Genomic DNA, 25,953 nt, shown 5'->3' with positions numbered 1-25,953 from the left:
TCATTCCTAGTTAACGGTTAAATTACTGATGGTTGTCAGTATACGGAAGTAGCGCAAGATAGCGAGCTTGCTTGATAGCAGTTGCTAGTTGGCGCTGATATTTAGTAGAAGTACCGGTAATACGGCTTGGTACGATCTTACCATTGTCACTGATATACTGTTTTAGCAATTCAACATCTTTATAGTCAATGTGAGTGATGCCTTCAGCAGTGAAACGGCAGAATTTGCGACGGCGATAGAAACGTGCCATAAGTATTCTCCTTTAATTAGTCTTCACTGTTGTCGTTGTCGTCATTGCTGTCTGAACGACGAGTAGTAGCTTTACGTGCGCGTTTTTCATCGGCATTTTTAGCTAGTTGTGACTCTTCAGTGATTGCCTCGTCACGGCGGATAACTAGGCTACGAATGATCGCGTCGTTATAACGGAATAATTCTTCAAGCTCAGCTAAAGTCTCACCGTCAGTTTCAATATTGAAAAGAACGTAATGAGCTTTATGAATTTTGTCAATTGGGTAAGCAAGTTGACGACGGCCCCAGTCTTCTAGACGATGGATGATACCGTTGTTGTCTTGAACCAATTTGATATAGCGTTCAACCATGCCAACCACTTGGTCGCTCTGGTCTGGGTGTACAATTAACACCACTTCGTAATGTCGCATTATGACTCCTTACGGATTAGTAGCTATCAACCCTATGTTAATAGCAAGGAGATTTATAAGGTAAGCTCAAATTCTTAGATAAGCTTAGTTTATAAAGCGCCGTATTATAACAGTAACCGCTCATTAATACAAAGCTTAATGGATGGTTACTTATGAATATGTATCAATTTTATATAAGCAAAACTGATATCACTGAAATAGTGTCTAAAAAATAGTATTAATAAAAAAAGCAGCACCTAAGCACTGCTTTTAATACTAAAATATGTTTTTACTGGTTTAAAATGCTGACTATTTTATTTTTGGCTGTTTCACTAATTGATCATTATTGGCCTTTACCACTAAGGTTTTAGCCAACTTATCATGCCAACCAATATTCTGCGAGCTTTTTGATGCCATATAATAATGTACAGCGACTACGATAAAGCCTAAAAAGCTGGTAAATGAGAACAATAAGTTATAAACGAAAAATAGCAGTAAGGTACGCATACCTATGAGCTTACCAAAAGAGGGCAAACGATGCGTAGTTTGATCTACCACCCTAATGCCAGTAATTAGCTTGCCTAAAGACTGACCACGCATGGTAATAAATACCAATTGTAAGATGAATAAGCCAAAGACTAAGACTTGTGACATCATCAGCGTACTGCTCGGTAGGCTCTCCATAAGCGTCATGGAGTATTGGTAAGCGGCATCCATATCCTGAATATTTTGAAACTTACTATAGTCAATATCCATCTTCGTCAGCGCCAGTATGAGCGGCAAGATAGCCAAGAAATATAGCAAACCGTTTATAGCGGTTGCCAATATTCGAGACATGATAGGCGCAAGTACTACGTTACCGATGACCACATCTTTACTAGATGCCGATTTTGCCGCAGGTGTCTTATTGAGTGACACATTGGGCTTATAGCTCCGGTTAGTAGTCATATCGACTTTAGTGTTTTTGCTATTAGGCTTTGAACGTTCGGGCTTACCGTACAGTCTATCTAATGAAACGGTTTTATCATCATTTTTATCATCGTCTTCTGGAAATACAGTGACGTTGTTAATAATAGAATCATTAGGCGCAGGAGTATTTGCCGGGCGATAAACATACTGATTCCCAGTTAAATTACCAAGACGCTGCCATTGATCTAGGCCTTCATGCCATGCCAAATCATCTAGTGTTACTTCACCGGATGCCAACATGATATTAAGCTGTTCCAGATTATAAGGGCCAGCTTGGACGTTATTTCGAGCGAGGAAAATCTGCATAGTTACCTGTGTAGTTAGTCATATCTTAAATCATTACTTCTAAGCCATAGTATGAGGTCTATTCTCATAGACCCCTTACTATTTGGATTACAGCATTGACTCACTGTGACGGTTTATTGTGCTGTTTCGCCTGCTAAGAAGAACCAAGTATCAAGCACAGAATCAGGGTTTAGTGATACTGAGCTAATACCTTGTTCCATGAGCCAAAAAGCAAGATCGGGATGATCAGATGGACCTTGACCACAAATACCGATGTATTTGCCTTGCTTACGGCAAGCGGCAATCGCCATGGATAAAAGCTTTTTGACTGCTGGATCACGCTCATCAAACAGATGAGAGATAATACCAGAATCACGGTCTAGACCTAATGTCAACTGGGTTAAGTCGTTTGAACCAATTGAGAAGCCATCAAAGTGCTCTAGGAATTCTTCAGCTAATAGGGCGTTGGTTGGGAGCTCGCACATCATGATGACGCGTAAACCGTTCTCACCACGTTTCAAACCATTTTGCTCAAGCAGTTCAATCACCTGAGCGGCTTCATTAACGGTACGTACAAACGGAATCATAATCTCAACGTTGGTCAGACCCATCTCGTCACGTACACGCTTTAACGCTTTACACTCAAGCTCAAAGCAATCACGGAAGTTATCAGAAACATAACGGCTAGCACCGCGGAAGCCTAACATGGGGTTTTCTTCTGATGGCTCGTACAGTTTACCACCAAGTAAGTTAGCATATTCGTTTGATTTAAAGTCTGACATCCGCACGATAACCGGTTGATCCATAAAGGCAACGGCTAAAGTTGAGATACCTTCGACCAGTTTGTCAACATAAAAGTCAACGGGTGAAGCATAACCAGCAATACGCTCATTGATTGCTTGTGACACTTCGCGTGGCAAGCTATTCATATTAAGCAGCGCTTTTGGATGCACACCAATCATACGGTTGATAATAAACTCAAGACGAGCAAGGCCGATACCTTCGTTTGGCATTTGCGTAAATGAGAAGGCGCGATCGGGGTTGCCCACGTTCATCATTATTTTAAATGCAAGTTCTGGCATGGTCTCTATTGAGTTGGTTTGAACCTCAAAATCAATTTGACCTTCATAGATGAAGCCAGTATCGCCTTCAGCGCAAGAGGCAGTCACATCTTGACCGTCGAATAATAATTCAGTGGCATTACCGCAACCAACAATCGCAGGAACACCAAGTTCACGGGCGATAATAGCAGCGTGACAGGTACGACCACCACGGTTAGTGATGATAGCAGAGGCGCGTTTCATGACGGGTTCCCAATCAGGATCAGTCATATCTGAAACCAATATATCGCCGTCTTGTACTTTATCCATCTCATTTAAGTTATCAACGATACGAACTTTACCCGCACCGATACGTTGACCGATTGAACGACCTTCGCATAGGACTTTGGCGTCACCTGTATTAATGACATAACGTTCCATAACGTTACTGTCTTGGCGGCTCTTAACGGTTTCAGGACGGGCTTGAACGATAAAGATTTCACCGCTATCACCGTCTTTTGCCCACTCGATATCCATCGCGTGGCCGTAATGCTTTTCGATAGTCATCGCTTGTTTAGCAAGTTCGGTCAGCTCGTCTGTGGTTAGAGAGAACTGCATACGTTCTTGTTTTTCAACATCAACAATTTTGACAGATTTAGCGGTACTGCCTTCATCGCCATAAATCATTTTTTTATGTTTGCTACCTAAGTTACGACGAATGACTGAGGGTTTGCCATTAGCAAGCAACTGCTTTGATAAGTAGAATTCATCAGGGTTTACCGCCCCTTGTACTACCATCTCACCTAAACCATAGCTTGATGTGATAAAGACCACTTGATCAAAGCCACTTTCAGTATCTAGAGTGAACATCACGCCAGCTGCGCCAGTTTCTGAGCGTACCATGCGCTGAATACCGGCTGATAGGGCAACACCTGCGTGCTTAAAGCCTTTATGAACACGATAGGAGATAGCACGGTCGTTGTATAATGAAGAGAATACTTCTTTAATAGCAATCAGAACGTTATCAATACCACGAATGTTTAGATAAGTTTCTTGCTGACCGGCAAATGAGGCATCTGGCAAATCTTCAGCAGTAGCAGAAGAGCGTACGGCTACCGCAATGTCTTCACCGCCACTCATTTCTTCAAAAGCTTCCCGTACTGATTTTTCAAGATCACTTGGCAGATCTTGTTCAATAATCCAACCACGGATTTTTTTACCGGTAGCGGTTAACTTATTAACATCATTAACGTCTAAGTTATCTAGCTCGTCATTGATTTTGTCTAATAAGCCCGTTTCAGTTAAAAAACGGTTGAAAGCATCTGCTGTAGTAGCAAAGCCACCTGGGACGCTGACCCCTAAATCAGACAAGTGGCTGATCATCTCACCAAGTGAGGCATTCTTACCACCGACGGTCTCGATGTCATTTTTTCCCAGCTGGTCAAGATTAATTACAAGGGCCGAAGATTGATCTGCCATGATAACTCCAAAAAATAAGGTTATTTAGTAAGGATTATAATGCGAAATTATACCGCTATCTGAAGAGAATTTCGAGGGGTGAGGTCAAAAACTTATTAAAAAGATACAAATTATAGAGTTTGTTTGTCACCTGCTGATAAAGCCATACCAAATTTAGCTCAGGCAGTCGTTGCAGTGTCTATAATATAAGCTTTCTTCTGACCCTACTATTACGAGCGCTATATTAACATAAAACGAGGTATATCCTTTATTAAGCTACAGATCTATCTTATTGAGGCAATGATTTAGAGAGCTACAAAAGATATAAATAGTCATAAGGCAAATAGCTATCATAGAAAGTGGTTTTTAATAAACACTAGTTGGTATTTAATTGACTGTGAATAATAAAGAGGGTAGCAATAGTAGTATAAGCAGAAGTCAATCAATAGGAGTAGGACTATGTATGGATTTCTATGACGCAGCTGTTTTTCAGCGGGTATTGTGAGTATAATGTACGGCTTAAGCGTTATCGCATTACCAAATCGCTCAAGGCTGCCGCCGAGTTTCTCACCGAGGTTTTAAGTTATGTACTCAAACAATCCGCCTGAACAAAATAAGCCTACTATTCAAAATCGTCATGCGCTAAGCCTGGATAATTCGCAAGCTATTAGAACAGCATTTTTCATCTCTGATGGGACGGCTATTACGGCTGAGACTTTAGGGCGTTCTATACTAAGTCAGTTTGCTTCGGTGCCTTTTGAGACTAAAGTTTTGCCTTATGTTGATAGCTTGGAGCGAGCAGAAGATGCAGTAGCGCAGATCAATATGGCACATCAGCGTGATGGTTTGCTGCCTTTAGTATTTGATACTATTGTTAGCCCTGAGATAAGAGAAAAAATCAATTCTGCTGAGAGCTGTAATTTGGATATGTATGAAGGCTTGATTGGTCGTATTGCTGAGGAGATCGGGGTAGAGGCGGATAGTCATTCAGGACATGCTCATGATAATGTCGATTCTGAAACTTATAAAGAACGTATCGATGCGGTTCATTTTGCTTTAGATAACGATGATGGCGCCCGTACCCGTCACTATAATATGGCGGATATTATCCTCATAGGGGTTTCACGTTCAGGAAAAACGCCAACTTCGTTATACTTGGCTTTGCAGTTTGGTATTCGGGCGGCTAACTATCCGCTGACCGAAGATGATTTATATGACAACCAGTTGCCAAAAGCTTTACGTGAGCATAAGGACAAGCTATTTGGATTGATTATTGACACCGATCGTTTGGTCAGTATTCGTAACGAGCGCCGCGCAGGCAGTCGTTATGCCAGCTATCAACAAGTTCAGCAAGAGCAACGCGCCATACAAGCTATTTATATCTCACAGGGCATCCCAAGTCTGGATGTCTCGGAGATGTCGGTTGAGGAAATTGCCACGCGCATATTGCAAATGACAGGTCTGAAGCGCCGTATTGGTTAATAAAAGGGTAGCGTAAAGTTGTGAATTAGATTGAGGCTTAAAATAAAGCATCAATCTAATCGGTTAAGATAGAGTATTAGCTCTAAGTGATTAAATATTAGTTATCTAATAAAAAATTAAAATTTAATAAATAAAGAGGACATCATGGGAAAAAAACGCAAAGACGACGCCACCAATGATATTGGTAAAGATCTAGATACCGAAGTGTCTAACAAAGACAGCGGTAGTGCGCCAGTAACCACTCCTGAAAATACTAAAAAAGCGGACAAACAAGAACAAATTGAACAAACTCATGAGCAAGTCACAGAAGATATCATGCACCATCCTGACTTAATTAACCCATTAGATGATACTCGTATTGATATAAAGTCAGGCTATACCAAAGACTCGCAGCGTATAAAGAGTGATCAGCATGATTTTGAATATGATGCGGTGGTATTAGGGGCAGGTCCTGCTGGTGAAGCTGCTGCTATGAAACTGACTAAATCGGGAAAAAAGGTAGCCGTCATTGATCCACGCGACCAAGTGGGTGGTAACTCCACGCACGTGGGAACGATCCCAAGTAAAGCGCTACGTCAATCGGTATTTAACTTAATTAACTTTCGCCGCGATCCTATGTTCACCAAAGCATTAGAGTACGAGCAAGTACCGCTGAACAAAGTACTAACTAATGCGCGCCGAGTGATACGTAGTCAAGTTGCCACTCATACGCGCTTTTATGAGCGTAATCGCATTGATGTTATTCATGGCTGGGCAAGCTTCGTTGACAAGCATACCTTGCGAGTTGAAACTGACGAAAATGTGTTCGAAACCGTTACCTTTAATAAAGCTATTATTACTGTGGGTAGCCGTCCCTATCGACCAGAGATATTAGACTTCGATCATCCACGAGTTTTTGATTCTGACAAGATCTTACAAATGGATTATGTGGTTAGAAAGATTATCATCTATGGCGCTGGTGTTATTGGCTGTGAATATGCCTCTATCTTTACCGGCCTTGGCTACAAAGTTGACTTAATTAACAACCAAGACCAGTTGTTAAGCTATCTTGATAAAGAAATTAGTGATGCCATCGCTCATGACTTTAGACAATTTGGCGTCCTCATTCGTAACAATGAGGAAATCGACCATCTTGAAACTCATGATGATTATGTTATTTTGCATCTAAAAAGTGGTAAGAAAATTAAATCAGATGCCATTCTTTGGTCAAATGGACGCTCAGGCAATACCGAAGGTTTAAATTTAGAAGCGATTGGTTTAGAGGCCAATAGCCGCGGTCAGCTCAAGGTTGACGATCGTTATTGTACTAAGGTTGAAAATATCTATGCTGCTGGTGACGTAATGGGTTGGCCTTCTCTAGCGTCTGCCGCTTATGACCAAGGGCGCTGTGCAGCGGCCTTTATGGTAGGGGATAGTGATGCCGAGCCAGTCTCCAGCGTACCTACGGGGATTTATACTATCCCTGAGATCTCAAGTATCGGTAAAACCGAACAAGAGCTAACCGATGAAAAAGTCCCTTATGAAGTGGGACAGGCGTTTTTCAAACATCTGGCTCGTGCACAGATTATCGGTGAACGCTCTGGAGTACTAAAGATACTATTCCACCGTGAGACCTTAGAGATATTAGGTATCCATTGCTACGGTAACCATGCCTCCGAGATTATTCATATCGGACAAGCGGTAATGAAGTGTAATAACACTCTTGAGTACTTTGTGAATACTACTTTTAACTATCCCACCATGGCAGAAGCCTATCGGGTAGCGGCGCTAAATGGTCTGAACCGAATATTCTAAGTTTTAGAGCTTTTTAAGTACCTTTTTAAGTATATCTTTACTATAAAAGCGTCCATTAAATTAATGGGCGCTTTTTTGGGCTTATTTGCTTGGATTTCTATTAATAGGTTGCTTTTTGGGCGGTACGCCAGCGGAAAAGTAATAGCAAGATGAAGTAAAATATCAGTAAACCCGCCAGCGCATAAAATCCGGTAGCGACCTGCGATAGGCTGGCACCCATCTGGTTAAGCTGCACAGAGGTATTGATACCAGGGGTAGTAGGAACTAACCAACGTAATATCTGTAATGCTTGCGGCAGCTGATTGGCGGGCCAAGGATAACCACTAATGAAAAGCATCGGTAGCGAGCTGAAAATCAAAATCTGCATACTACGTTCGCGCTGGCGGAACCATAACCCAAAGACACAGCCTAGCGTTGCCACCGTTGGACAGAATAACAGCAAGAATAATAAACTGCCCATCATGTTCTGGCCGCGCGGGTAATCTTGGATCTCAAATACCCAGCCATAAAAAAAGCAACCTATGACAAAGCTTATGGAGCTGAGTGCAGCAATTCTACCAAGCCAGCCACGCACAGAGGTTCTATCGCGCTTTTGCTCATACCAAGTGCCGACTAGCATAGCGGTTGCCATCATTAAGGTTTGTTGGAGGATAATGATGGAAACCGCTGGAACCACATAAGAACCGTAACCTTCGGTTTGATTGTATAGCGGAATGATTTGTAAGGGTAGCGCTTGGGAACTCTTCTCCGCAATAGGTTTATAAGCGCCTTGTGCTACGCTTTTTTCAATCTTAATACCAGCAGATACGGTGCTGACTGATTGCAAAAATCCCATTTGCACTCGCTGATTTAGGATAAAGTAACTACCATTAGCCAGGACACTGACCTTAGCTTGCTTTCCAGATAGTACCCGCTGTTCCAGTCCGCTTGGAATAATCATATAACCAGCGATTTCATTTGACCAGATAGCTTCCTTGGCGGCCTGCTCATTGATAAAGCGTTCGGTGTCCAGCTGCGGAGTAGCCGTAGCATAACGCACGATAGTACGTGATAGGTCGCTATTATCATAATCAATAATACCAACTGGCACGTGGTCGACGACTTCAGATGAGTAGGGCCAGGGGTAAAAAAATCCATAAATAACCGGAGCAATAATCAGCATCAAAATCACCCCACTATCGCTAAAGATATCCTTGAGGGTCTGAATAAAGCTACCAAAAAAACTCTGTATCGATATCATTAGCGTGCTCCCCAGCGTTCAGGATGCGCCAATGCGCGTTTGGTCAATAAAACAGCAATAAGCCCGGCTACAACAGTCGCTAATATCAATCCATATAAAATCGGTAGCGAAACCAGCACTGGTGCCTTCATTTGCAGCTGAGCCAAATGCAGCTTTAGATAGTGGGTAAGCGGTAGCGCGTCTGCCCAGTACTTGGCGCTATCACGAATGGCAATATAAGGAAAAGTAATCCCGGCAAACGCATAAGAAGGCGCGGAGATAAAGCCCGCCGCTGATAATCCTGCGCGTAAAGAGTATGAGGTTAGAGTAAAAATAGCCCCCAGCCAAAACGACAATATCATAAGAACGACTAGACAAACATAAGTGGCTAAAATAGAAGAAAAGGCGATTGAATGCTGATAAGTGGCCAGCCAAATGGCTAATATTGACCAAAGACTATAAGCCAATATGGGCCAAAAATACTTACCACTTAGACCAAATAGCAATACTAGAATACTAACTTGCTCAGGAGCTTTTAATTTATTCGGCGTTTTATCGTCTGATTTATCTGCATTTTTCAAATCATTATTATTACTATTTGCTAGAGTCTTATCGCTCTTTTGTTGCTTACTTACTAAAGCTTTACTTTCAGTATCGATAAAACGATACCAGCGTCCGATCTGTTTGTCGCGTAATTCGCGGCCGATAGTGGTCGCTCCAACCACCATGGCCAAAATATGTAGCAGTGCCGGAATAATGGTAGAGGCTAGGAATTGTTGATAGTCGGTGGCGGCATTGAATAAGCTAATGCGCTGAATGCCGATGGGTGATGCGGCGATAGCGGCTTGCGTAGGTGCCATGCCTTGCTTGACTAAACGCTGAATCTCAACTCCTACTGATAGGGTGGTTGCCACCGACTGTACGCTTTTTTGGATGATACCTGAGTGGGTGCCGTATTGAGCATTGACCTGCAGGACTATTGGCGAGGGTTTGCCGGACAAGATATCACTCTCAAAGTTCTCAGGAATAGTCACTACGCCGTATATCTCACGTTGCAAGATAGCCGCTTCAGCAGCCGCTGGCGAGTGATAAGTATGAGCTACCACAATATCAGGAGTGACTTCTAAGTAACGCAATAAAGTACCAGCGGTGGGGCTATGATCGTTATCAATAACTCCGATAGGCAAGTCTGTAATTTGAGTGCTAGAAAAAATCCACCAAATCATTAATGCTGCAACTAAAGGTATAAAAATGACCATAGCCAAATCCCAAGGGTTTTTGGCCAAAAAACGGCGTTCATAAACCGCACTGCGTAAAAAAGCTTGTATCAGGCGCATAGCTTACTCTTGAGAGCGATTAGGTTGAGCGGAGCTTTTCGAGTCAATCTCGACAATGACACTCATTCCTGAACGAACACGTGAGTCGGGATTGGTAGGTCGAGCTTTAATCTCAAAGGTGCGTACATCAAAACCATCGTCATTATTGGTTGGTCGCCAAGTGGCAAAATCAGACAATACTGAGGTAGCATAGACGGTGAACTGCATAGATTGAGGCTGTTCAGATGAAGATAATCTCAAGGCTGGAATGGTACCTGTAAACTGCTTACCGATGGTAAAATGGTTGAGAAAGCTTTCGGTGACGTTTAAAACGACCCATTGATCATCGGTATCAACTAAGGTTAACAGCGGTACCCCTTGTCCAACGACTTCACCGGCATTCACGATCACGTCGTCCACTAGCCCAGCAATAGGACTTTGTAAGTTGGCTTCATCTTTTGCAACTAGAGCTTCTTCAAGCTTGGCATCTGCTTGCGCCACTTGCGCCGCTGCTGCTGCCTCATCTTCGCTACGAGTACCTTCTAAAGCTATATCATATTGCAAACGCGCCGCCTCGGTTTGATCTTGGGTAGCCAAATATTGTGCATAGGCCTCATCACGCTTTTGTCGTGACATAAGTCCTTCTTTATAGAGTCTATCGATACGCTCATAAGTATTGGCAGCCAAATCAGCAGCGGCTTTATTAGCTTGCCAGGCCGCTCTTGCTTGAGCAATCTCTTGTGGGCGTGCACCATTTATGGCTTTATCAAGTTGACTCTGTGCTGCTTGCTTGGCAGCCTGCGCCTGATTAATCTTGGCATTAATCTCAGGAGGATCCATTTCAATAAGTTGTTGTCCTTTTTCAACCCTATCCCCTTCAGTGACTAATATATTGGAGATACGACCAGGCACCTTGGCAGCGATGGAGGTTTGCTGCATTTGCATCTGACCTTGAAAGGTCGTCACTGCAGGCTTACTATCTTCATTGCTTTTGAACAATCCATAAGCGATTACAGCCAATACTATAATGACGACTAAGGCAATAACCGCTTTTTTAATCACAGCTTTCTTTTTTGCAGTATCATTATTTGAATGAGAGCGTTGATATTCAGGCGCGCTGTTATTATTTTCTTGTCCAGCTTTTTGCTCAGTTTCCACTTTGTTTCTAGAGGTGCTAGAAGCATTTACTGCATTCAAATCGTCGTTATTATGGTTGTGTTCAGTCATGACAGTGATATTCCTAAATCAATCAGTAAGCAATGAGTTATATAATCAATAGGTTACGAGTACATGCGAATAGCATAGGGTTTAGATCCTTCTATGCTCTCATAGTTAAAGATAGCACCAAAAGCCACGATAAACGCTGAGTAATAAAGCCATAGCATAATGACTACGGCGGCTGAAAGGGCACCAAACTCAGCACTATAATTGTTGAAGTTTTGCACATAAATCGAAAATAATACTGACAATAAGATCCACAGAACAGTCGCTAGAATAGCTCCGGGCACTAGTTTTTTCAGTGCTATAGCTTCATGGTTTGGCGCCAGACGATAGAGGCCTAAAAAGCTCAAGAATATAATGCCAGCTAAGATAGGCCATCTGCTCCAAAGGGCAATCGTCTTAGCTATTTGTGGGAAAGGAAAGTATGCCGCCAGTAATGGAATAATAGCAATAGAGGAGATTGCAATGATCATAACCACTACCGCTGCAAAAGTTAAACTAAGCGCTCGGATTGTAGCTGATATAAGGCTGCGCTCTTGGGTGATACCAAAAGCGAGATTTATAAGAAGAATTAATGATTTTATACCCTTTGAGCCTGCATAAAGTGCTAATACGCTGGAGAGTAGCAGACTAAAAGTCAAGCGTGAAGTGGTGTTAGCTGCCAGCTCAGTTAAGCGGTTATCAAGGATTTCATAGACGGATGCAGGCACGAATGTTCGTAGTAAGGCAATTTGCTCTTGCATCTCAGCGGGTGAAAAGGCAAGACCATATAGCAGCACAAACACCGCCATTACCGGAAAAATAGATAAAAAACCAAAAAAACCCACGCCAGCACAATGCGCCCAGACATTTGAGTTGTTTGCTATACGCCAGGTTTCTTGGATAGAATGCAGCCAACTTGTTATTTTAGAAGTGTTTTTTTTCATAAAGCAATTATTCACAGTGGGGATCGGTATAGATGTCAATTTATAAAATTTATACCGCTCCTAGTTAGTAATAGTGTTGTTATTATGGCTAATAAAACCTTATTCGCTATACAAGGTTGGCAAGCGAATATCAGCAGCACTCAGATAAGCATTGAAAGCGAGTGGGGTGCCGCAGCTTTCCATCAAGGATGCTAGACCTTGCACGTAGTCGTGTGCTGCTTGAGCTTGTTCAGTGCGTGCTTTTAGTGATTGAGTCTGTGCTTGTACCACGTCGATAGTGGTATTCACCCCTTCTTGTAGTCCCAGACGGCGCAGACGTAATACTTCAGCAGCTAAGTCGACGTTGCTCTGTAACGCTTGGTAACGTGCCTGAGCATTATTGACATCGTTCCAGTTTTTCTCCACCAACAACAGCAGATTATCGCTAACTTCAATCTCCGAGAGGTCTGCTTGACGTATTTGCGCATTACTAGAGGCAATCGATGCGTTCTTATTTAGTCCGCCCCATAATTTCCAACTGGCGGAGACTCCAGCAATCCAGCTGGGGTTTTCTTCAACTTGCCCATAGCCATAGAGCATGACCGTTGGCTTATAGCCGGTATCAGATAAGGCGCGTACTTGCTCGGCTTGCGCGCGTTTGGCAGCCACTTTTTGCAGCCCGGGATGGTTTTTGAGCGCTAAGTCTTGGAAGTATTCTATATCAGGTAGAGGTCGACTAGAAACAAACAACGGCGTGGTAGGCTTAATACGATAATCTGTGCGTAGCAACCGCTGTAAGGCAATCATCGCTAAGCGAGCATCATTATTGGCTTTGATTGATTCGCTTTTTGCATCCGCAAGAGCCGACTGCGCCTCTAGGCGATCAACACGGGAAAGGAAACCTTCTTCGAATAGACGCTGTGCCATATGATCGGTCTGCTGCAAAGTATCGTAAGCATCCTCGCGTAGATAGGCGGCGATAATCGCCAATTGCGCCTTGAAGTAACGCTCTATCAAGGTATTATAAAGCTCATTTTCATCTATTATGCTATCTGCTATAGCCTCTTGAGTACGGGCGTTCGAGGCACCAGTCAATGCAGCAGTACGTCCAGCGGTATATACCGGCCAAGCAAAGCCTACCCCTGCACCCGTTAGCGAGCCTGAGCGCTTAATTTCGTAGGTGTTTGGAAGATCGAGATTAGGTAAGTTAGGTGGCGGAGGAATAGGCAGCGAACGCCCTTCACCATTGCTCTCTAAGTTATTGATACCGTTATTGATCTCATTTCTTAGCGATGACAAATCAAAGTCTTCTTGGAAAGTATAAGTACTTGCTGATAGCTGGGCAAACACAAAGGGATCATCGATAGTTTCAAGCGCTTCAGTCTGATATTCACTGGCTGCAATCGCCGCTTGATTGGCTGCTAATTTTGGTGAGACCTGCAATAAGATATTTTGCGCCTGCTCAAGACTTAAAAAGCTAGAAACCTCTAACGGATAGCTGTTTTCAATACTTTTGTGAGTAACAGGATCTATAAGGGTGTTTAGAGGGGTAGTTATAGGCTGAACTGCACCCGTTTTAGAGTTTTTCTTATCAGTATGAGTGGCTACTTTTGGATTATTGTCTATGGTACTGCTAACATTAGTACGGCTAGCATCTACAATTTGGGTGGTTGCTACCGGTATTACAGCGGTCTCTGATATAGAGTTTTGACTATTAGTAGCGGTGTCGACAGGGCTGTTCGCTAGCGTCTGAGTTGACACACCTACCAGCATAATAGTAGCAATAGCACTAGGTAGAGATAAGATAGCAAATTTCATAATGGAAGTAGACCGTTAATCAGAAAACAGAATGTGGTGGTACAATAAAAGCGTACACTTTAGAGTCCTAATCATGACGGGTCAATACTCATTATGTGCTTGTTATTCTTTTAATAATGATTTTTGTCTATTAGGTTAGACTGTTGTTTGAGCCTAGAGCTTAGCGTCATAGCCAATAAGTATAGTCATTTTGCATGTTTTAAGGGTTGATAATGCATATTGAATGATAGTGGATATTCAACAATATAAATATACTACTAAAATCGACAGTTATAAATATAAAAGATAAAAGTATTCGAGTGTATTTAAGACAGGCTTAATAGTTGACGACCATACTGATGAAGATAGGGTGCTAAAATAAAACTAATATTTTATTGCCATGCTATCGTTAGCAAGAAAACTATACCTATTATAAAGCGTTACCTATGCAAATAAGCAGTATTGTGGATGGAGGAAGGAAGTAATGGCAGGATACATTTTAGCATTAGATCAGGGAACTACGTCGAGCCGAGCTATTTTATATGATGATCAGGCGCGTCCGCTAAAGATAGTACAGAAGCCAACGACGTTACGCACTCCAAAAGCCGGTTATGTTGAGCAAGATGCTCAGCAAATTTGGCAGACGCAGATCAGTTGTGCGCACGATGTCATTAATCAAGCAGGGTTGTTAGCAACAGATGTGACTAGCATCGCCATTACCAACCAGCGTGAATCTATCGTTATTTGGGACAAGCAGACTGGTAACGCTTTGGCTCCAGCAATTATCTGGCAGGATAGAAGAACCGCTAGCCGTTGTAAGGCTCTAGCTGAAGACGATAAAGACACAGTAGCAGATGTACGAAATATTACTGGTTTACGGCTAGATCCTTATTTTAGTGCTAGCAAGATAGCTTGGCTTCTAGAGCATCATCCGAATATCAAGGCTCGTATTAGTAGTGGTCAGATAGCAGTAGGTACTATCGATAGCTGGCTGATTTATAAATTGACCGGCGGCGAGCATGTTATCGATGTGACCAATGCTTCACGCACTTTATTATATGATATTCATAATCTGGCATGGTCGGAGGAGCTGTGCGCACGTTTTGATATTCCTATGGTGATATTGCCAAAAGTACTACCTTCTGATGGCGACTTTGGTAAAACTAAAAAAGGCTTGTTTGCCAAACAAATCCCTATTAATGGCGTGCTGGGAGATCAACAAGCCGCTTTATTTGGTCAAGGTTGCCTTGATCCGGGGATGGCTAAAAATACTTATGGTACGGGCTGTTTTATGCTGATGAATATTGGTCAAACAGCCAAGCTTAGTGAGCATCAGTTATTAACCACAGTAGCATGGCAACGCAAAACTAGCTTGAACCGTATGGACAACTCATCCTTTGGCAATATAGTCCAGTCAGGTAGGCGTATGCTCCAACCACCCAATTCTACCTTTGGACGTGAGGTCATTTACGCTTTGGAGGGTAGTGTATTTATGGCTGGAGCCATCGTACAGTGGCTACGTGATAATCTTGGCATGATCAAACAAAGCGGTGATATTGAACGTCTAGCACAGCAAGTTGATGACAGTGCCAATGTGGTTCTATTGCCAGCTTTTACCGGTATGGGAGCCCCTTATTGGCGCTCAGATGTCAGTGCTAGTATTAGTGGCATGGACCGCGGTACCACTAAAGCGCATATAGCACGGGCGGCGCTTGAAGCTATTGCTTATCAAACTTATGATGTGCTCATTGCTATGCAAAAAGACAGTCCTCACGCCCTAACAGAATTACGTGTTGATGGCGGCGCCGCTAATAATGATTTACTTATGCAGTTTCAAGCAGACTTACTCGATGTGCCGGTACTGCGACCTAAAGACACTGAAATTACAGCGAAGGGGGTGGCTTTGCTTGCCGGCCTAAAAACAGGGTTATATGATAGTGAGACTATAACCTCATCATGGGAGATTGATAAAGTTTTTGAACCCAAGATGTCAGCTGACATCCGAGCGCAGCATTTAGCAAAATGGCAAGATACTATTGATAGAGCTTTAATAAAAGTTTGATAGCTATATAAATACAAGGCCTTTATAAATGTACATGCTGTAACTTAAGTTCAGCGTTATAGCGACATAGTTTACAAAATCAAGGTAGCTACTACCAAGCATATCCTTTAATTTAAAGGTGATAAGTCATTAATAGCTTTTAATGGCGCTTAAATTAATAATTCACAATTAATTAAAGGAATATATTATGAATAACAATGATAGAGTAGATCAAAAACGAGTAGTAACTGCTGATGAGAAAGTGATAGACAAAAATGACCGCGTAATCACCCAAGATAATATGGAAGTAGGCGATAGAGAGCGTATTATTGATGACAATGCCCGCCGCATGGCTGATGCTGACCATGTAGTAACAGATGTAGATGGTAGAGTAGTCGACACGAGAGTGGATGGCACTAGAGTAGATAATGACAGAGTTATTCATGATCGTGATGGTATCGATCGTCACGAAGTTAAAGAGATGTCCGATGAAGCTAAAGATGAGCTTAACGCTAGTATGATTACTGGCGAGCCCGGTTCACATCCAGTAGGTACCGGTGTCGGCGGTGTTGGCGGGGCAGTAGCTGGTGCGGCTATTGGTTCGATGGCTGGTCCTTTAGGTACACTTATTGGCGGTGCGATCGGTGCGGTTGCTGGCGGCGGAGCAGGTCACGCCTCGGCTGAAGCTATCAACCCCACTCATGAGGAAGCTTACTGGCGCGCAGAGCATGCCAATGCCAGCTATATCAAAGAAGGTTATGACTTTGACCGTGATTTGCATCCTGCCTATGCGGTAGGTTACGCCAATCGCCCTCACTACGCCGCTGATGCTCGTTTTGAAGATCATGAGCAAGATCTAAAACGGTCATGGGAAGAAGTGAAAGGTGATTCACGTTTGACTTGGGAAGAAGCCCGTTTGGCATCACGCGATGCTTGGAATCGCGTAAGTTAATTCAAAAAATTAACCCAAATTCTCAAGCCATAAAATAAGTTAGGGTCGATTGATTTAGAGACTATATATAAATAAAATAAGCTTTTAGAGTAATGCTAAATAAAAAACTTATAGTCATCTATCTATGCATACCATGTAAATTGCTAGGCAAATATAGTTATGAGCCGATGACCCTAATCTTTATAAATGTGCTATTGTTGAGGCTTTCAGAGGATGCTCTGAAAGCTTTTTTTATATCAAAAATTAAAATACTAAAATAATAACAGGTTAGTTACTATGCAACTTGCGAATACTAATGGTCAAAAACAGTTTTATATTGCTACTGCCAATTTACTTAATTTTGCCAATCCAGGGCGCATTTATTATGACAATGCGCCTGCTTATGATCAAAAAGCTTATCAACACAAATTAACAGGCATCACTGAGCTATTAGCAAAAGCGCATGCTGATATCATTGCTGTGCAGGAGGTGTGGGACAGTACAGCCCTAGAAGCATTGGCTATATCTTTGGGGTTCAAAGCTGAGGATGTGGTCATCCCGCTGGCTAGTAATGATAAAAACAGTGTTCATACTCAAGGATTGGGTGCCCAAAAGACGCCGGCAGTAGGTATTATTAGCCGCTTTAAACCATTAGAATGCGAATTATTAGAAGAGGTAGTAGCAGAGGCGGTGATCGATATCCCAGATATCGGACCCTATCAGCGTTTTAATCGCCCCCCTTTATTACTACGAGTCGATGCCTTTGGTCAACCGATAACGATTATCACTGCCCATTTAAAAAGTAAACGTGCCTTTTTTTTACGAGACGAAAATGGTAATTTGTTAGAGGATATGGATGATCCTAATATTCGGGTGCGTGCTAAACTGCGTAGTTTATGTATGCGTGCGTCTGAAGCGGCCTCAATTAGAATGTCTATTATCGAGCGTTTGCAGCATACTCGAGAGCCGCTTATCTTACTTGGAGATATGAATGATGTCACGGGTAGTGTGACCACCCAGTTGATGACCGAGACAGGTGAGGTAAACTATGATAAAAGTATGCGTGATGTTGCATTATTCGATGCAGCTCGTATCCAAGCGCGTTATGGGTGGATGAAAGACGTAGCTTATACCCATATTTATCAAGGTATGCCAGAGGTTATTGATCAGTTGTTTGTCTCAGAAGAGTTTTTACCTGATAGTAAATTTGCGTTAGGTCATGTAGATAGGGTAGATTATTTTAATGATCATCTCAAATGGGATTATTCTGATAGAGTCATTGATCATGGTATTATACGTGCCAAGATAAAACTTCATGATTGAGCGCAATGATTAGTAGCTTATTATTTTAATTCATTTGCGCCCTGTGCTTGATGATGTACTACTGTTTATAATGGTTCTGATTAACCCTAATGGCCATAGCTCAATTATTATAATTATTTTTAATAGAGTGAGATTGAGAGTGTTAGGGGTAAAAACAAACATAATTTTAAGAGGTTTACGATGAGTGAACATAAAGATGAAAAGATAGAAGACATACTCGTAGATTCGGAGCTGGCCAAAAAACTAGTGCCTAATAAGTTTAAGTTTACCAGTCAACAAGGGCGTATCCGTCGTCAAAAGCTATTGATGGGTGCCAAGAAGTTAAGCGAAACTCGGGCTATTAATGATATCACTTTAGCTGATGTTTGTGAGGAAGCTGGTATTCCTAGAGCTTCTGCGTATCATTTCTTTCCTAATGTAGAAGCGATATTTTTAGCGTTGCGCTTCTTGAACGCTATTGAAATATTGGAGATATTGGCGACGGTTGAAACGGACAATTATGATAGATGGCAGGGCTATCTAACCGCCCTCATGGAGCGCTCGGTTAGTATCTTTCATAGTGATCAAACCAAAGCTAAGCTGATCTATGATACCAATACGCCAGATTTTGAAGAAGATAGCTTTGGTGAGGATATTGACCATCAAATTATAAAGCTAATATATGAGCGTTTATCAGAACGTTACGAGGTACCAAAATTTGAAGATATTGAAGATACTCTACTGGTCACTTTTAGTATTATAAATGGGATATTTACTTTATCTTATCGACGTCATGAAAGCATTACAGATAATTACTTACAAGAAGCTATAACGGCTTCTATTGCTTATTTGCGTTGTTATTTACCGGAGAAACTACCTCGTAAAAGTTAATCGTTGCTAGGAGAGCTTCTCTAATTGAAAGAACCCGATGAAATAAAAAAGCTGACGCCATGTCAGCTTTTTTGTGGGCCGTTTAAGTAAAAATTAAATCTTATAAGCCCCTTTATAATAAAAGCTAATCAGCGATATTGGAGATGGTTGTTAGTGTCAGCATGATCATAACGCTAACTAAATGGCATGTACTCTAAGCGGCTGTCATTAGCAGTTTATAACGATTGGCTCTTTGTTATCGAGATATTGTTTGCGAGTGTCTGACCTCGACAAACATCATCACTAGGATCTAAAGGAGCATAGTGCTTATAGTATTGATTGATAAGCTCTTCAAGCGCAACGTTGTCGCGAGAATTATGAGCGTTGACATAAGCTTCACGAGCTTGCTGCAGCCAGCGGTCTGCCATCCGAAAGTGCGCACTCGACTGACGCCATCCTTGTTGACAGTGATTGGCTGCGGCCCAAATCAGGGCAATCTCACTATAAGCCAGCTCTCTTGGTGCCTGATCTATTCCTTGACGATCTTTTAAGGCGCTGAGGGTTGCCCATAGGTCTGGCCGCATCAAAGCAGAGGTAGTAGGAATATCAGTAGTAAGATCGAGCCGGTTTTCAGTACCACTCTTTAGGGCTTGTAGAATAGTATCGGCAGCTTCAAAGGCTTGTTTTCCAGCAATCGAACGACTGTTAATACTATCTTCATGATAAGCATAGTTTAGCCATGCCTGTGCTTTGTAAGCGAAATAGCGCTGGCGTGCGCTTCGTTGTTGTTGCTGATAACTATTTAGCTCAGTCATCATACAATTAATAGTACGCTGGTGGGCGCTTTGATAAGTGGGGTTTGAGGCTTGCATCGCCTTAGCAGTATGGCAATCAATATTAATCGATTTAACAGAGACAGAGTCAACAGCACTGGCTTGGCTGGCTGGTGCTAGGGTTAACGAGAGCGTACCTAGCGCTAACGATATTAAGGCTGCAACTGTAGAAGCTGTAAACGGGCGATAAGATTTCTTTTGGGTTGCCATAGTTGCAAAGCGAAGCATAAAGTGGGTCTCATAAAATTATAGGGTAGATAGGTAATAGCGCAATCGAATAGATTTATTCTAACAGCACATAAAAAATAATAATCATAGCATAATGATAACTTAAATCTCTTCATTACAAGCAAAAAGGGTACCAATATTTATTGATACCCTTTTTATTTATGTCATATATTCAAAAACGTTCACTATAATGTAGCATTATTAGTGATACGTTTGTTCTTACGAGGATCGTTACGTTTAAATAAGTCTTCATCAAACTTAAAGCGTAGTCTAAAGTAGGCGCCCTCTTGGGTAGTATCATCATAGGCAATATCTTCATCTTCAAAGCCCATAAAGTTATAACCAAGCGATAACCATAGGTTGGTCATTGGGCTGTAGCCAATCTCAGCACCGAGCATGTAAGATAAATCGTCTGCTCTATCGTTCCAGTAAGAGCCTGCTTGTAATCCTATATCCCAGCGCTCGCTGATATCATATAGACCACGTACATAGGCTGCGTGCGCGGTATTATCACTAGTAATATTATCTGCATCATACTCGGTATATTTACCAGCATAGCGGCCCGATAGGGTTAAGGCGCGAGTAGGATGGTAGTTACCATTCCAAGTCCAAACCAAAGTATCTTTTTGATAGCGATCATCACCAGTAGCATTGTCATCTAGACGGTATTCTAGCTTGGCCAGCATATCCAGCTGATTGCTATCGTAATCACGATAAGCACCGCCGATCTGTAAGCGGTTGATGGTACGGTGACCGTCGAGATAATCGACCCGTGAATAGATATCCTTTGCCAATAAGGTAATGTCGTCGGTATAACGATAAGCTACGCCTGCATTAGCAAGGAGCGTATCACTGGTCTCGCCCCAACGTTTTTCTAGACGTCCTGAAATTTTATAGTCTTCCTGCGCTAGATATTCGACACCGATACCGGCAGCGGTGGCGGTATTGTCTTCTTTACCTTCAAGAGACTCAACACGCTCGAATAAAGTACTAAGGGTCAGCCCTTCTTGTACATACCATTTGTTTTTAAGACCAATAGCGGCTTCAGCTTCTCGTGCACTAACGGCATCACGCATGCGGTATTCGCTATAGACTTTACCGTCTTTCATATAAGTGGTGTCAAAACCGATAACCGTGCGCTGGCGCTCATCGGTATCGTCGAGTCCATAGCTACCTGATAAGCTATTGATTAAATCATGACGAGCATAAAGGCGACCGAGGCTACCTAGTGGAGTTTCACCGCCAATTGAGGTGGCATTACGCTCGCTATGACTAATGTCCTGTTCGTATTCAGCAAAGACTAAGCTGTTATTAAGCTTGGGCAGGCGCGCAGTAATACGAGCACGTGCCGTAGTGCCCTCAATATCTTTATCAGCGTCATTAACACTACTAAGAGCCGACTGATTGACGATACTATCATTAAATATTGTATCATCGGTGATATCTTCGACATCGGTTGCCGCTTGGATATTGCGTGAGGCCGCCGTAGCATCTTGCTTATAGTAACGTACACCGACCTCACCAACGATATTCTTGCTTAAACGCTGCTCAACACTAGCTTCTACCCCTTGACGGCTAGCTTTGGTAATGTTGTCTTTAGTGCGTACGCCTTCTAATTTTAAAGCTGTTTTTTTGTTCTCTAAGGCATGAACTACTTCTACGCCAGATTCAGTACGTCCAGCGGTTAAAGGGGATGCGCCAGTAACGAAGCCAGCGTCCGCATCATTATAGTAAGCTTTGGCACGGGTACGTTTTTTATCATCATAATCAAGCTCGATACGTAGGGCGTCGCCTTCAACGTTTTCGCCTGTTAGTAATTCAGCATTGATCTGGTTGCTAGGTTGATAGTTTGGATTATCCGCTTTGTTTCGAGCGTATTCTGCTACGAGCTTGAGCTTATCATTAAATTTGATCACGCTATTAACACTAGCAAGCTCTTCTTTGTTTAAAGGATCGTCACTATTGACATAGCTACCACCAACAGCAACTTTTTCATTTAACTGCTGCTTAACTGCTACGCCGCCGACCCAGTACTTTTCGCCGCCCGCGTCTACTTCTACCGTAACACGTAGATAGATGGGGTTGCCCGCCAAGTCTTGGCTAGCGATAGGCGACTTTAGATATAAGCTGCGGCTAATAGGATCAATCTCATAATCAGCAAAGCGAATCAAGGTCTCGCGGCTGATGATAAGCCCCGGGTTGTTGGCATCACGCACTATCACTTCAACGGTTTCTGAATTTTCAAGAACGGCGTCGAAGTTCTCAGCTAAAGGATAAGGGCCTGAGATACCTAAACCACGAGTCTCATTTACGCGCTGTGATGAGCTGGTTTCTGCGGCAAAGGCGGTAATACGAGTGTTCTCGTCTTCATACTGCGCCTTGGCACCGGTCAAAGTACGATTGTAACGACCAAGCTCGATACCTTCATCGTTCTCAATCTGAGTTTTTAGATCGCCATACATCGCAAACGAGCGACCTTTATCGACGCGGACATAAAGCTTGCTGGTAGACTGAGCATCGAAGCCTTTGGCAGATGAGTCGCCGTATACAGGATAGTACTCGCCAGGCTCGATATCACGGAACAAGCGCTCGCCTTTTTTGTCACTATCATAGGCTAGAGTAAGCAGATAATCACCGCGTACTTTGCCTTTTAGGAACATAGCAGCACGGCCAGTTGCTGAGTAATCATCGTTGCCCGAGATCTCATGGAGCTCTTGTTCAAAAGCGCCTTGAGCATCGGTGATATTGCCGCCATCAAAGTCCTTGAGGGATATAGCACCCTCAACGATACCTACGGCGATAAGTGGACGTAGCTTGGCAGTGAACTGCAGCGGAATGACTTGCTTGCTACTACCCGTATCAATAACCAGCTCGCCTTTACCCGGTACGCTTGGGGCAATAACTGGGATTAAAAGCTCGCCGCCATTGACCGTGACCTGAGTACCTGCTTGATTGTTACTGCTATCTTTTAGGTTAATACGGCCAATATTGGTATCAATAGTGATAGGAGTTGAGGCCACATAAGGACGATTATCTGAATCCTTTAGACTGATGACGATCTGATATTCGCTAACGCCGTCAGCTTCTACTAGACCATCTTGAGTACGATAATTAATAGCTTTTAGACTATCCGGTGCGGTCACTTGGATGGTTTGCTCAGATATGACTTTGCCATTAACATCGGTGGCTACGCCGCGTAAAGTGTTGCGTCCACGTTTGAGTTCGACGGCATAGTAGTCAAAAGCGATAACGCTTTGCTTTTCTTGCTCAGCGGTCTTACCGATTTGCTGCTCTGATACCGCTTTGCCATTAGCATAAAGGGTAAACTGTGCTCCTAGCGGCGCTTGTACTTGAATCAGCTGCTTGTAAGACGCTAATTGCTGATCATTAGTCAAGTTAATAAAAGCCACATCATTATTAGGAACTTCTTTGAGATACTCTTCTAGCAGTTTCGCTTTAGGCTGCGTGACCGTATTGACTGCCATATCGATACGTTCAGCACTAGGATTTGCCATCTCATTGACGATGGCTGAATCACATTTGATACCTTGATCTAAGATATCGTTAGATTTACAGCCACTAGCGTCAACGTTGTCTTCATAGTTGCGATTATAGATAGGCTCTAAATCTAGCTTGCTTTTGACTGCTTGCTCTAGCTTGTCATTTTTAGCACTAATGCTGTTGCTGCGGTTAATAAGCTCTTCATTAAGACGCTCAGTGCTATCCGCCATCCCGCCGACCAAACCAAAGTCTGCACGATGGAGCTCACCGTACTTTAGGTCAACGAAGCGGCTACCGGCATCGCCGGCGTTACGATTACTTTGGGTAACTAATTCAGTCTCTCTTGGCAGAGTAGTGCGGTCGACTTTTAGGACATGAGTCTTGGCGCTGACCCCGTAGAAGTTATATTTACCTTCAGGATCAGTAACGGCAAAGTTACCGTTTTCCATATAAATACGTACGCCTGCGACGCCAAGCTCGCCGTCCGCTTTTTGCTGGATGCCATCACGGTTGATATCGTGGTAGACCTTACCAACGATAATGCCGTCAGTATTTATCAGGCCACGGTCAACTTCGATCTCCCACTGAGCTTCCATTGATGCTAGTGGATTGCTATTTTCATCACGGCCATAAGCCGTCGCACGGTTGATACCATCGCCGCCTAGTGAAGAAGAGCCAATGAGAGCCCGATAGCGAATCTTTTTAGTTGTACCAGCCGCCATCTCGCCTAAGCTTAAAACTTGGTATTTACCCTCAGTTTTAAATTCAGTCGTTTGGGTTTGATTGATATCAAGGTTATCTTTGTCAAAACGAACGCTGCCTTTGACATAATCAAAACCACGAGGCAGGGCATCTTTTAGCTCGACATCATAAACGGTAGCGGCACCATTATTAGTGACTTGAATAGTGTAGTTGACATAGTCGCCAAGCTCAGCAGTTTTGACATCGCCTTCTTTAAGGACTTGTAGGCTTGGAAGCTCGTCAACGATAGCGATATTACTGCTAATATTTTGGTTGATAGGAATCAAAGTAGAGTTTTCAGGATCAATACAAGCATCCAAGCTGGCTTTAAGGGTATCACCTTGCAGCGTTTGGATAATCTGATCATCAATAGGATTGGCATTATTTTGTGTAGGCGCTGACAGACGATATTTACCCGTATTATCGCCAGTCTCTACCGCTTTTAGCGAATACTTGTCCCCCGTCAAGGCCGAAGTTATGGTAACCCAAGCTTGATCAGGCTTCTTAGGATCAGCATTACATTGTGCAAAACTGGCTTCAACATAAATCTCTTTGCCCACTTGTGAAGCTTTTAGAGGATCTGCATAAGCTGTATTTTTAAAATTGATACGAGGAGTAATAGGTATCAAGCTGTTCATTGCCAGACTTGTCACCGAGTTATCTTCAAGAACTAACGCATTGAGGTGTATATCCACTTGCTCATCTTCACGATGGTTGATATCAGACAATGATTCTACAATCAGTTGAATGCTTTCACCCTGAGCAATTTTTATTTGCTGTGGATTACTAAAGCGAATATCACCATCATCAATACGGCCATTCTCATTGACATCTTGATAGACCGCAAAGTTAGAAAGGCTTACTGGAGAGTCATAAGTTGAGATAGCAGCAGGCATTGTTCTGCTAAATGAGTTAGAAAAAGGGGCGAAGCCTTCTGTCAAAGAGTAGCTTAATAATACGGTTGCGTCATAGGTGCCAGTGTTAGACAGAATATTAATCCATTGAGTACCACTACCCAGATCAATAATGTTTAGCGGTGGCTGCGTGAGGGTAATATCGTACTGCGGCAAGGTCAAAGCTCTGACGCTAACTTGATTAGAGGTGCCGGACTGTGATTCACCAGCAACCACCGTGTAATCAACGCTGGCAATATTATTAATAGTCGTAACGCCTTTACCGGTATCAGCATAGGCGATATTTGCTTGCATAAGTAGCATCGAAGTCGCCAGTGTAGTAAGCACGCCAGTACGGCAGCGTAGTTTACTAGACGATGACAAAGTGTAATGCATATATGTTAATCCTACTTATGAAAGAAAATATAATTAGAGAGACTTGGTTGATGGTGGAGAGGAGCTTCCTTAATCGGGTTAAGAAAGCTCCTT

Annotated in this window: 17 protein-coding genes; 6 read left to right on the top strand and 11 right to left on the bottom strand. The window is 42.7% G+C overall.

Going from position 1 to position 25,953, the window contains the following annotated elements; genetic code table 11:
- Positions 1-22 precede the first annotated feature (22 nt).
- The 4 genes from rpsR to ppsA all read right to left on the bottom strand — a co-directional run bounded on the left by rpsR (position 23) and on the right by ppsA (position 4,411).
- Positions 23-250: a 30S ribosomal protein S18 gene (rpsR, locus tag JMX18_RS04780; RefSeq protein WP_068404827.1), complete on the bottom strand. Its 228-nt coding sequence runs from the start codon at positions 248-250 to the stop codon at positions 23-25.
- Between the two features lie 16 nt (positions 251-266).
- A complete protein-coding gene (gene rpsF, locus JMX18_RS04775; RefSeq protein ID WP_201585058.1) occupies positions 267-659 on the bottom strand; it encodes a 30S ribosomal protein S6 in 393 nt (130 codons plus the stop codon).
- Positions 660-947: 288 nt separating this feature from the next.
- Complete coding sequence (locus tag JMX18_RS04770) at positions 948-1,913, bottom strand: RDD family protein (RefSeq protein ID WP_201585056.1); 966 nt, start codon at positions 1,911-1,913, stop codon at positions 948-950.
- A gap of 113 nt (positions 1,914-2,026) precedes the next feature.
- Entirely contained in the window at positions 2,027-4,411 is a 2,385-nt protein-coding gene (gene ppsA, locus JMX18_RS04765; protein ID WP_201585054.1) for a phosphoenolpyruvate synthase, read from the bottom strand.
- A gap of 564 nt (positions 4,412-4,975) precedes the next feature.
- Between ppsA and ppsR the strand changes: the two genes are divergently transcribed.
- Positions 4,976-5,872: a posphoenolpyruvate synthetase regulatory kinase/phosphorylase PpsR gene (ppsR, locus tag JMX18_RS04760; protein ID WP_406947349.1), complete on the top strand. Its 897-nt coding sequence runs from the start codon at positions 4,976-4,978 to the stop codon at positions 5,870-5,872.
- Between the two features lie 315 nt (positions 5,873-6,187).
- Positions 6,188-7,666 carry a Si-specific NAD(P)(+) transhydrogenase gene (gene sthA / locus JMX18_RS04755; RefSeq protein WP_201588233.1) on the top strand — a complete coding sequence of 493 codons (1,479 nt, stop codon included), beginning with the start codon at positions 6,188-6,190 and terminating at the stop codon, positions 7,664-7,666.
- A 100-nt stretch (positions 7,667-7,766) separates the two neighbouring features.
- Here the strand turns inward: sthA and JMX18_RS04750 are convergent, their stop codons facing one another.
- From JMX18_RS04750 to JMX18_RS04730, 5 genes are all read right to left on the bottom strand, one after another.
- Complete coding sequence (locus JMX18_RS04750; protein ID WP_201585052.1) at positions 7,767-8,906, bottom strand: ABC transporter permease; 1,140 nt, start codon at positions 8,904-8,906, stop codon at positions 7,767-7,769.
- Positions 8,906-10,222 carry an ABC transporter permease gene (locus JMX18_RS04745; protein ID WP_201585050.1) on the bottom strand — a complete coding sequence of 439 codons (1,317 nt, stop codon included), beginning with the start codon at positions 10,220-10,222 and terminating at the stop codon, positions 8,906-8,908. Before JMX18_RS04745 ends, JMX18_RS04750 begins: the two co-directional genes overlap by 1 nt.
- A gap of 3 nt (positions 10,223-10,225) precedes the next feature.
- Positions 10,226-11,428, bottom strand: a complete 1,203-nt coding sequence (locus JMX18_RS04740; protein ID WP_201585048.1) for an HlyD family secretion protein — start codon at positions 11,426-11,428, stop codon at positions 10,226-10,228.
- A 53-nt stretch (positions 11,429-11,481) separates the two neighbouring features.
- Positions 11,482-12,348, bottom strand: a complete 867-nt coding sequence (locus tag JMX18_RS04735) for a YihY/virulence factor BrkB family protein (RefSeq protein WP_201585039.1) — start codon at positions 12,346-12,348, stop codon at positions 11,482-11,484.
- A 99-nt stretch (positions 12,349-12,447) separates the two neighbouring features.
- Entirely contained in the window at positions 12,448-14,145 is a 1,698-nt protein-coding gene (locus tag JMX18_RS04730) for a TolC family protein (protein ID WP_201585037.1), read from the bottom strand.
- Positions 14,146-14,608: 463 nt separating this feature from the next.
- On the opposite strand from JMX18_RS04730, the gene glpK reads away from it, so the two are divergent.
- From glpK to JMX18_RS04710, 4 genes are all read left to right on the top strand, one after another.
- Positions 14,609-16,186: a glycerol kinase GlpK gene (gene glpK, locus JMX18_RS04725; RefSeq protein ID WP_201585035.1), complete on the top strand. Its 1,578-nt coding sequence runs from the start codon at positions 14,609-14,611 to the stop codon at positions 16,184-16,186.
- Positions 16,187-16,646: 460 nt separating this feature from the next.
- Positions 16,647-17,117 carry a hypothetical protein gene (locus JMX18_RS04720; RefSeq protein ID WP_201588232.1) on the top strand — a complete coding sequence of 157 codons (471 nt, stop codon included), beginning with the start codon at positions 16,647-16,649 and terminating at the stop codon, positions 17,115-17,117.
- A 276-nt stretch (positions 17,118-17,393) separates the two neighbouring features.
- Entirely contained in the window at positions 17,394-18,419 is a 1,026-nt protein-coding gene (locus JMX18_RS04715) for an endonuclease/exonuclease/phosphatase family protein (protein ID WP_201585027.1), read from the top strand.
- 180 nt (positions 18,420-18,599) lie between these two features.
- On the top strand, positions 18,600-19,289 hold the full coding sequence (locus JMX18_RS04710) for a TetR/AcrR family transcriptional regulator (RefSeq protein WP_201585019.1): 690 nt from the start codon (positions 18,600-18,602) through the stop codon (positions 19,287-19,289).
- A gap of 215 nt (positions 19,290-19,504) precedes the next feature.
- Here the strand turns inward: JMX18_RS04710 and JMX18_RS04705 are convergent, their stop codons facing one another.
- Together JMX18_RS04705 and JMX18_RS04700 are read right to left on the bottom strand one after the other, a co-directional pair.
- On the bottom strand, positions 19,505-20,329 hold the full coding sequence (locus JMX18_RS04705; RefSeq protein WP_227674563.1) for a hypothetical protein: 825 nt from the start codon (positions 20,327-20,329) through the stop codon (positions 19,505-19,507).
- A 185-nt stretch (positions 20,330-20,514) separates the two neighbouring features.
- Positions 20,515-25,860, bottom strand: coding sequence for a DUF11 domain-containing protein (locus tag JMX18_RS04700; RefSeq protein ID WP_201585017.1), 5,346 nt, complete (start codon positions 25,858-25,860; stop codon positions 20,515-20,517).
- Positions 25,861-25,953: the final 93 nt, after the last annotated feature.

Source organism: Psychrobacter jeotgali, from assembly GCF_904846315.1.
In the GTDB taxonomy this organism is placed as follows: domain Bacteria; phylum Pseudomonadota; class Gammaproteobacteria; order Pseudomonadales; family Moraxellaceae; genus Psychrobacter; species Psychrobacter jeotgali.
Note: the sequence above shows the minus strand (reverse complement) of the source record. Positions and strands in the feature narration are given on the sequence as shown.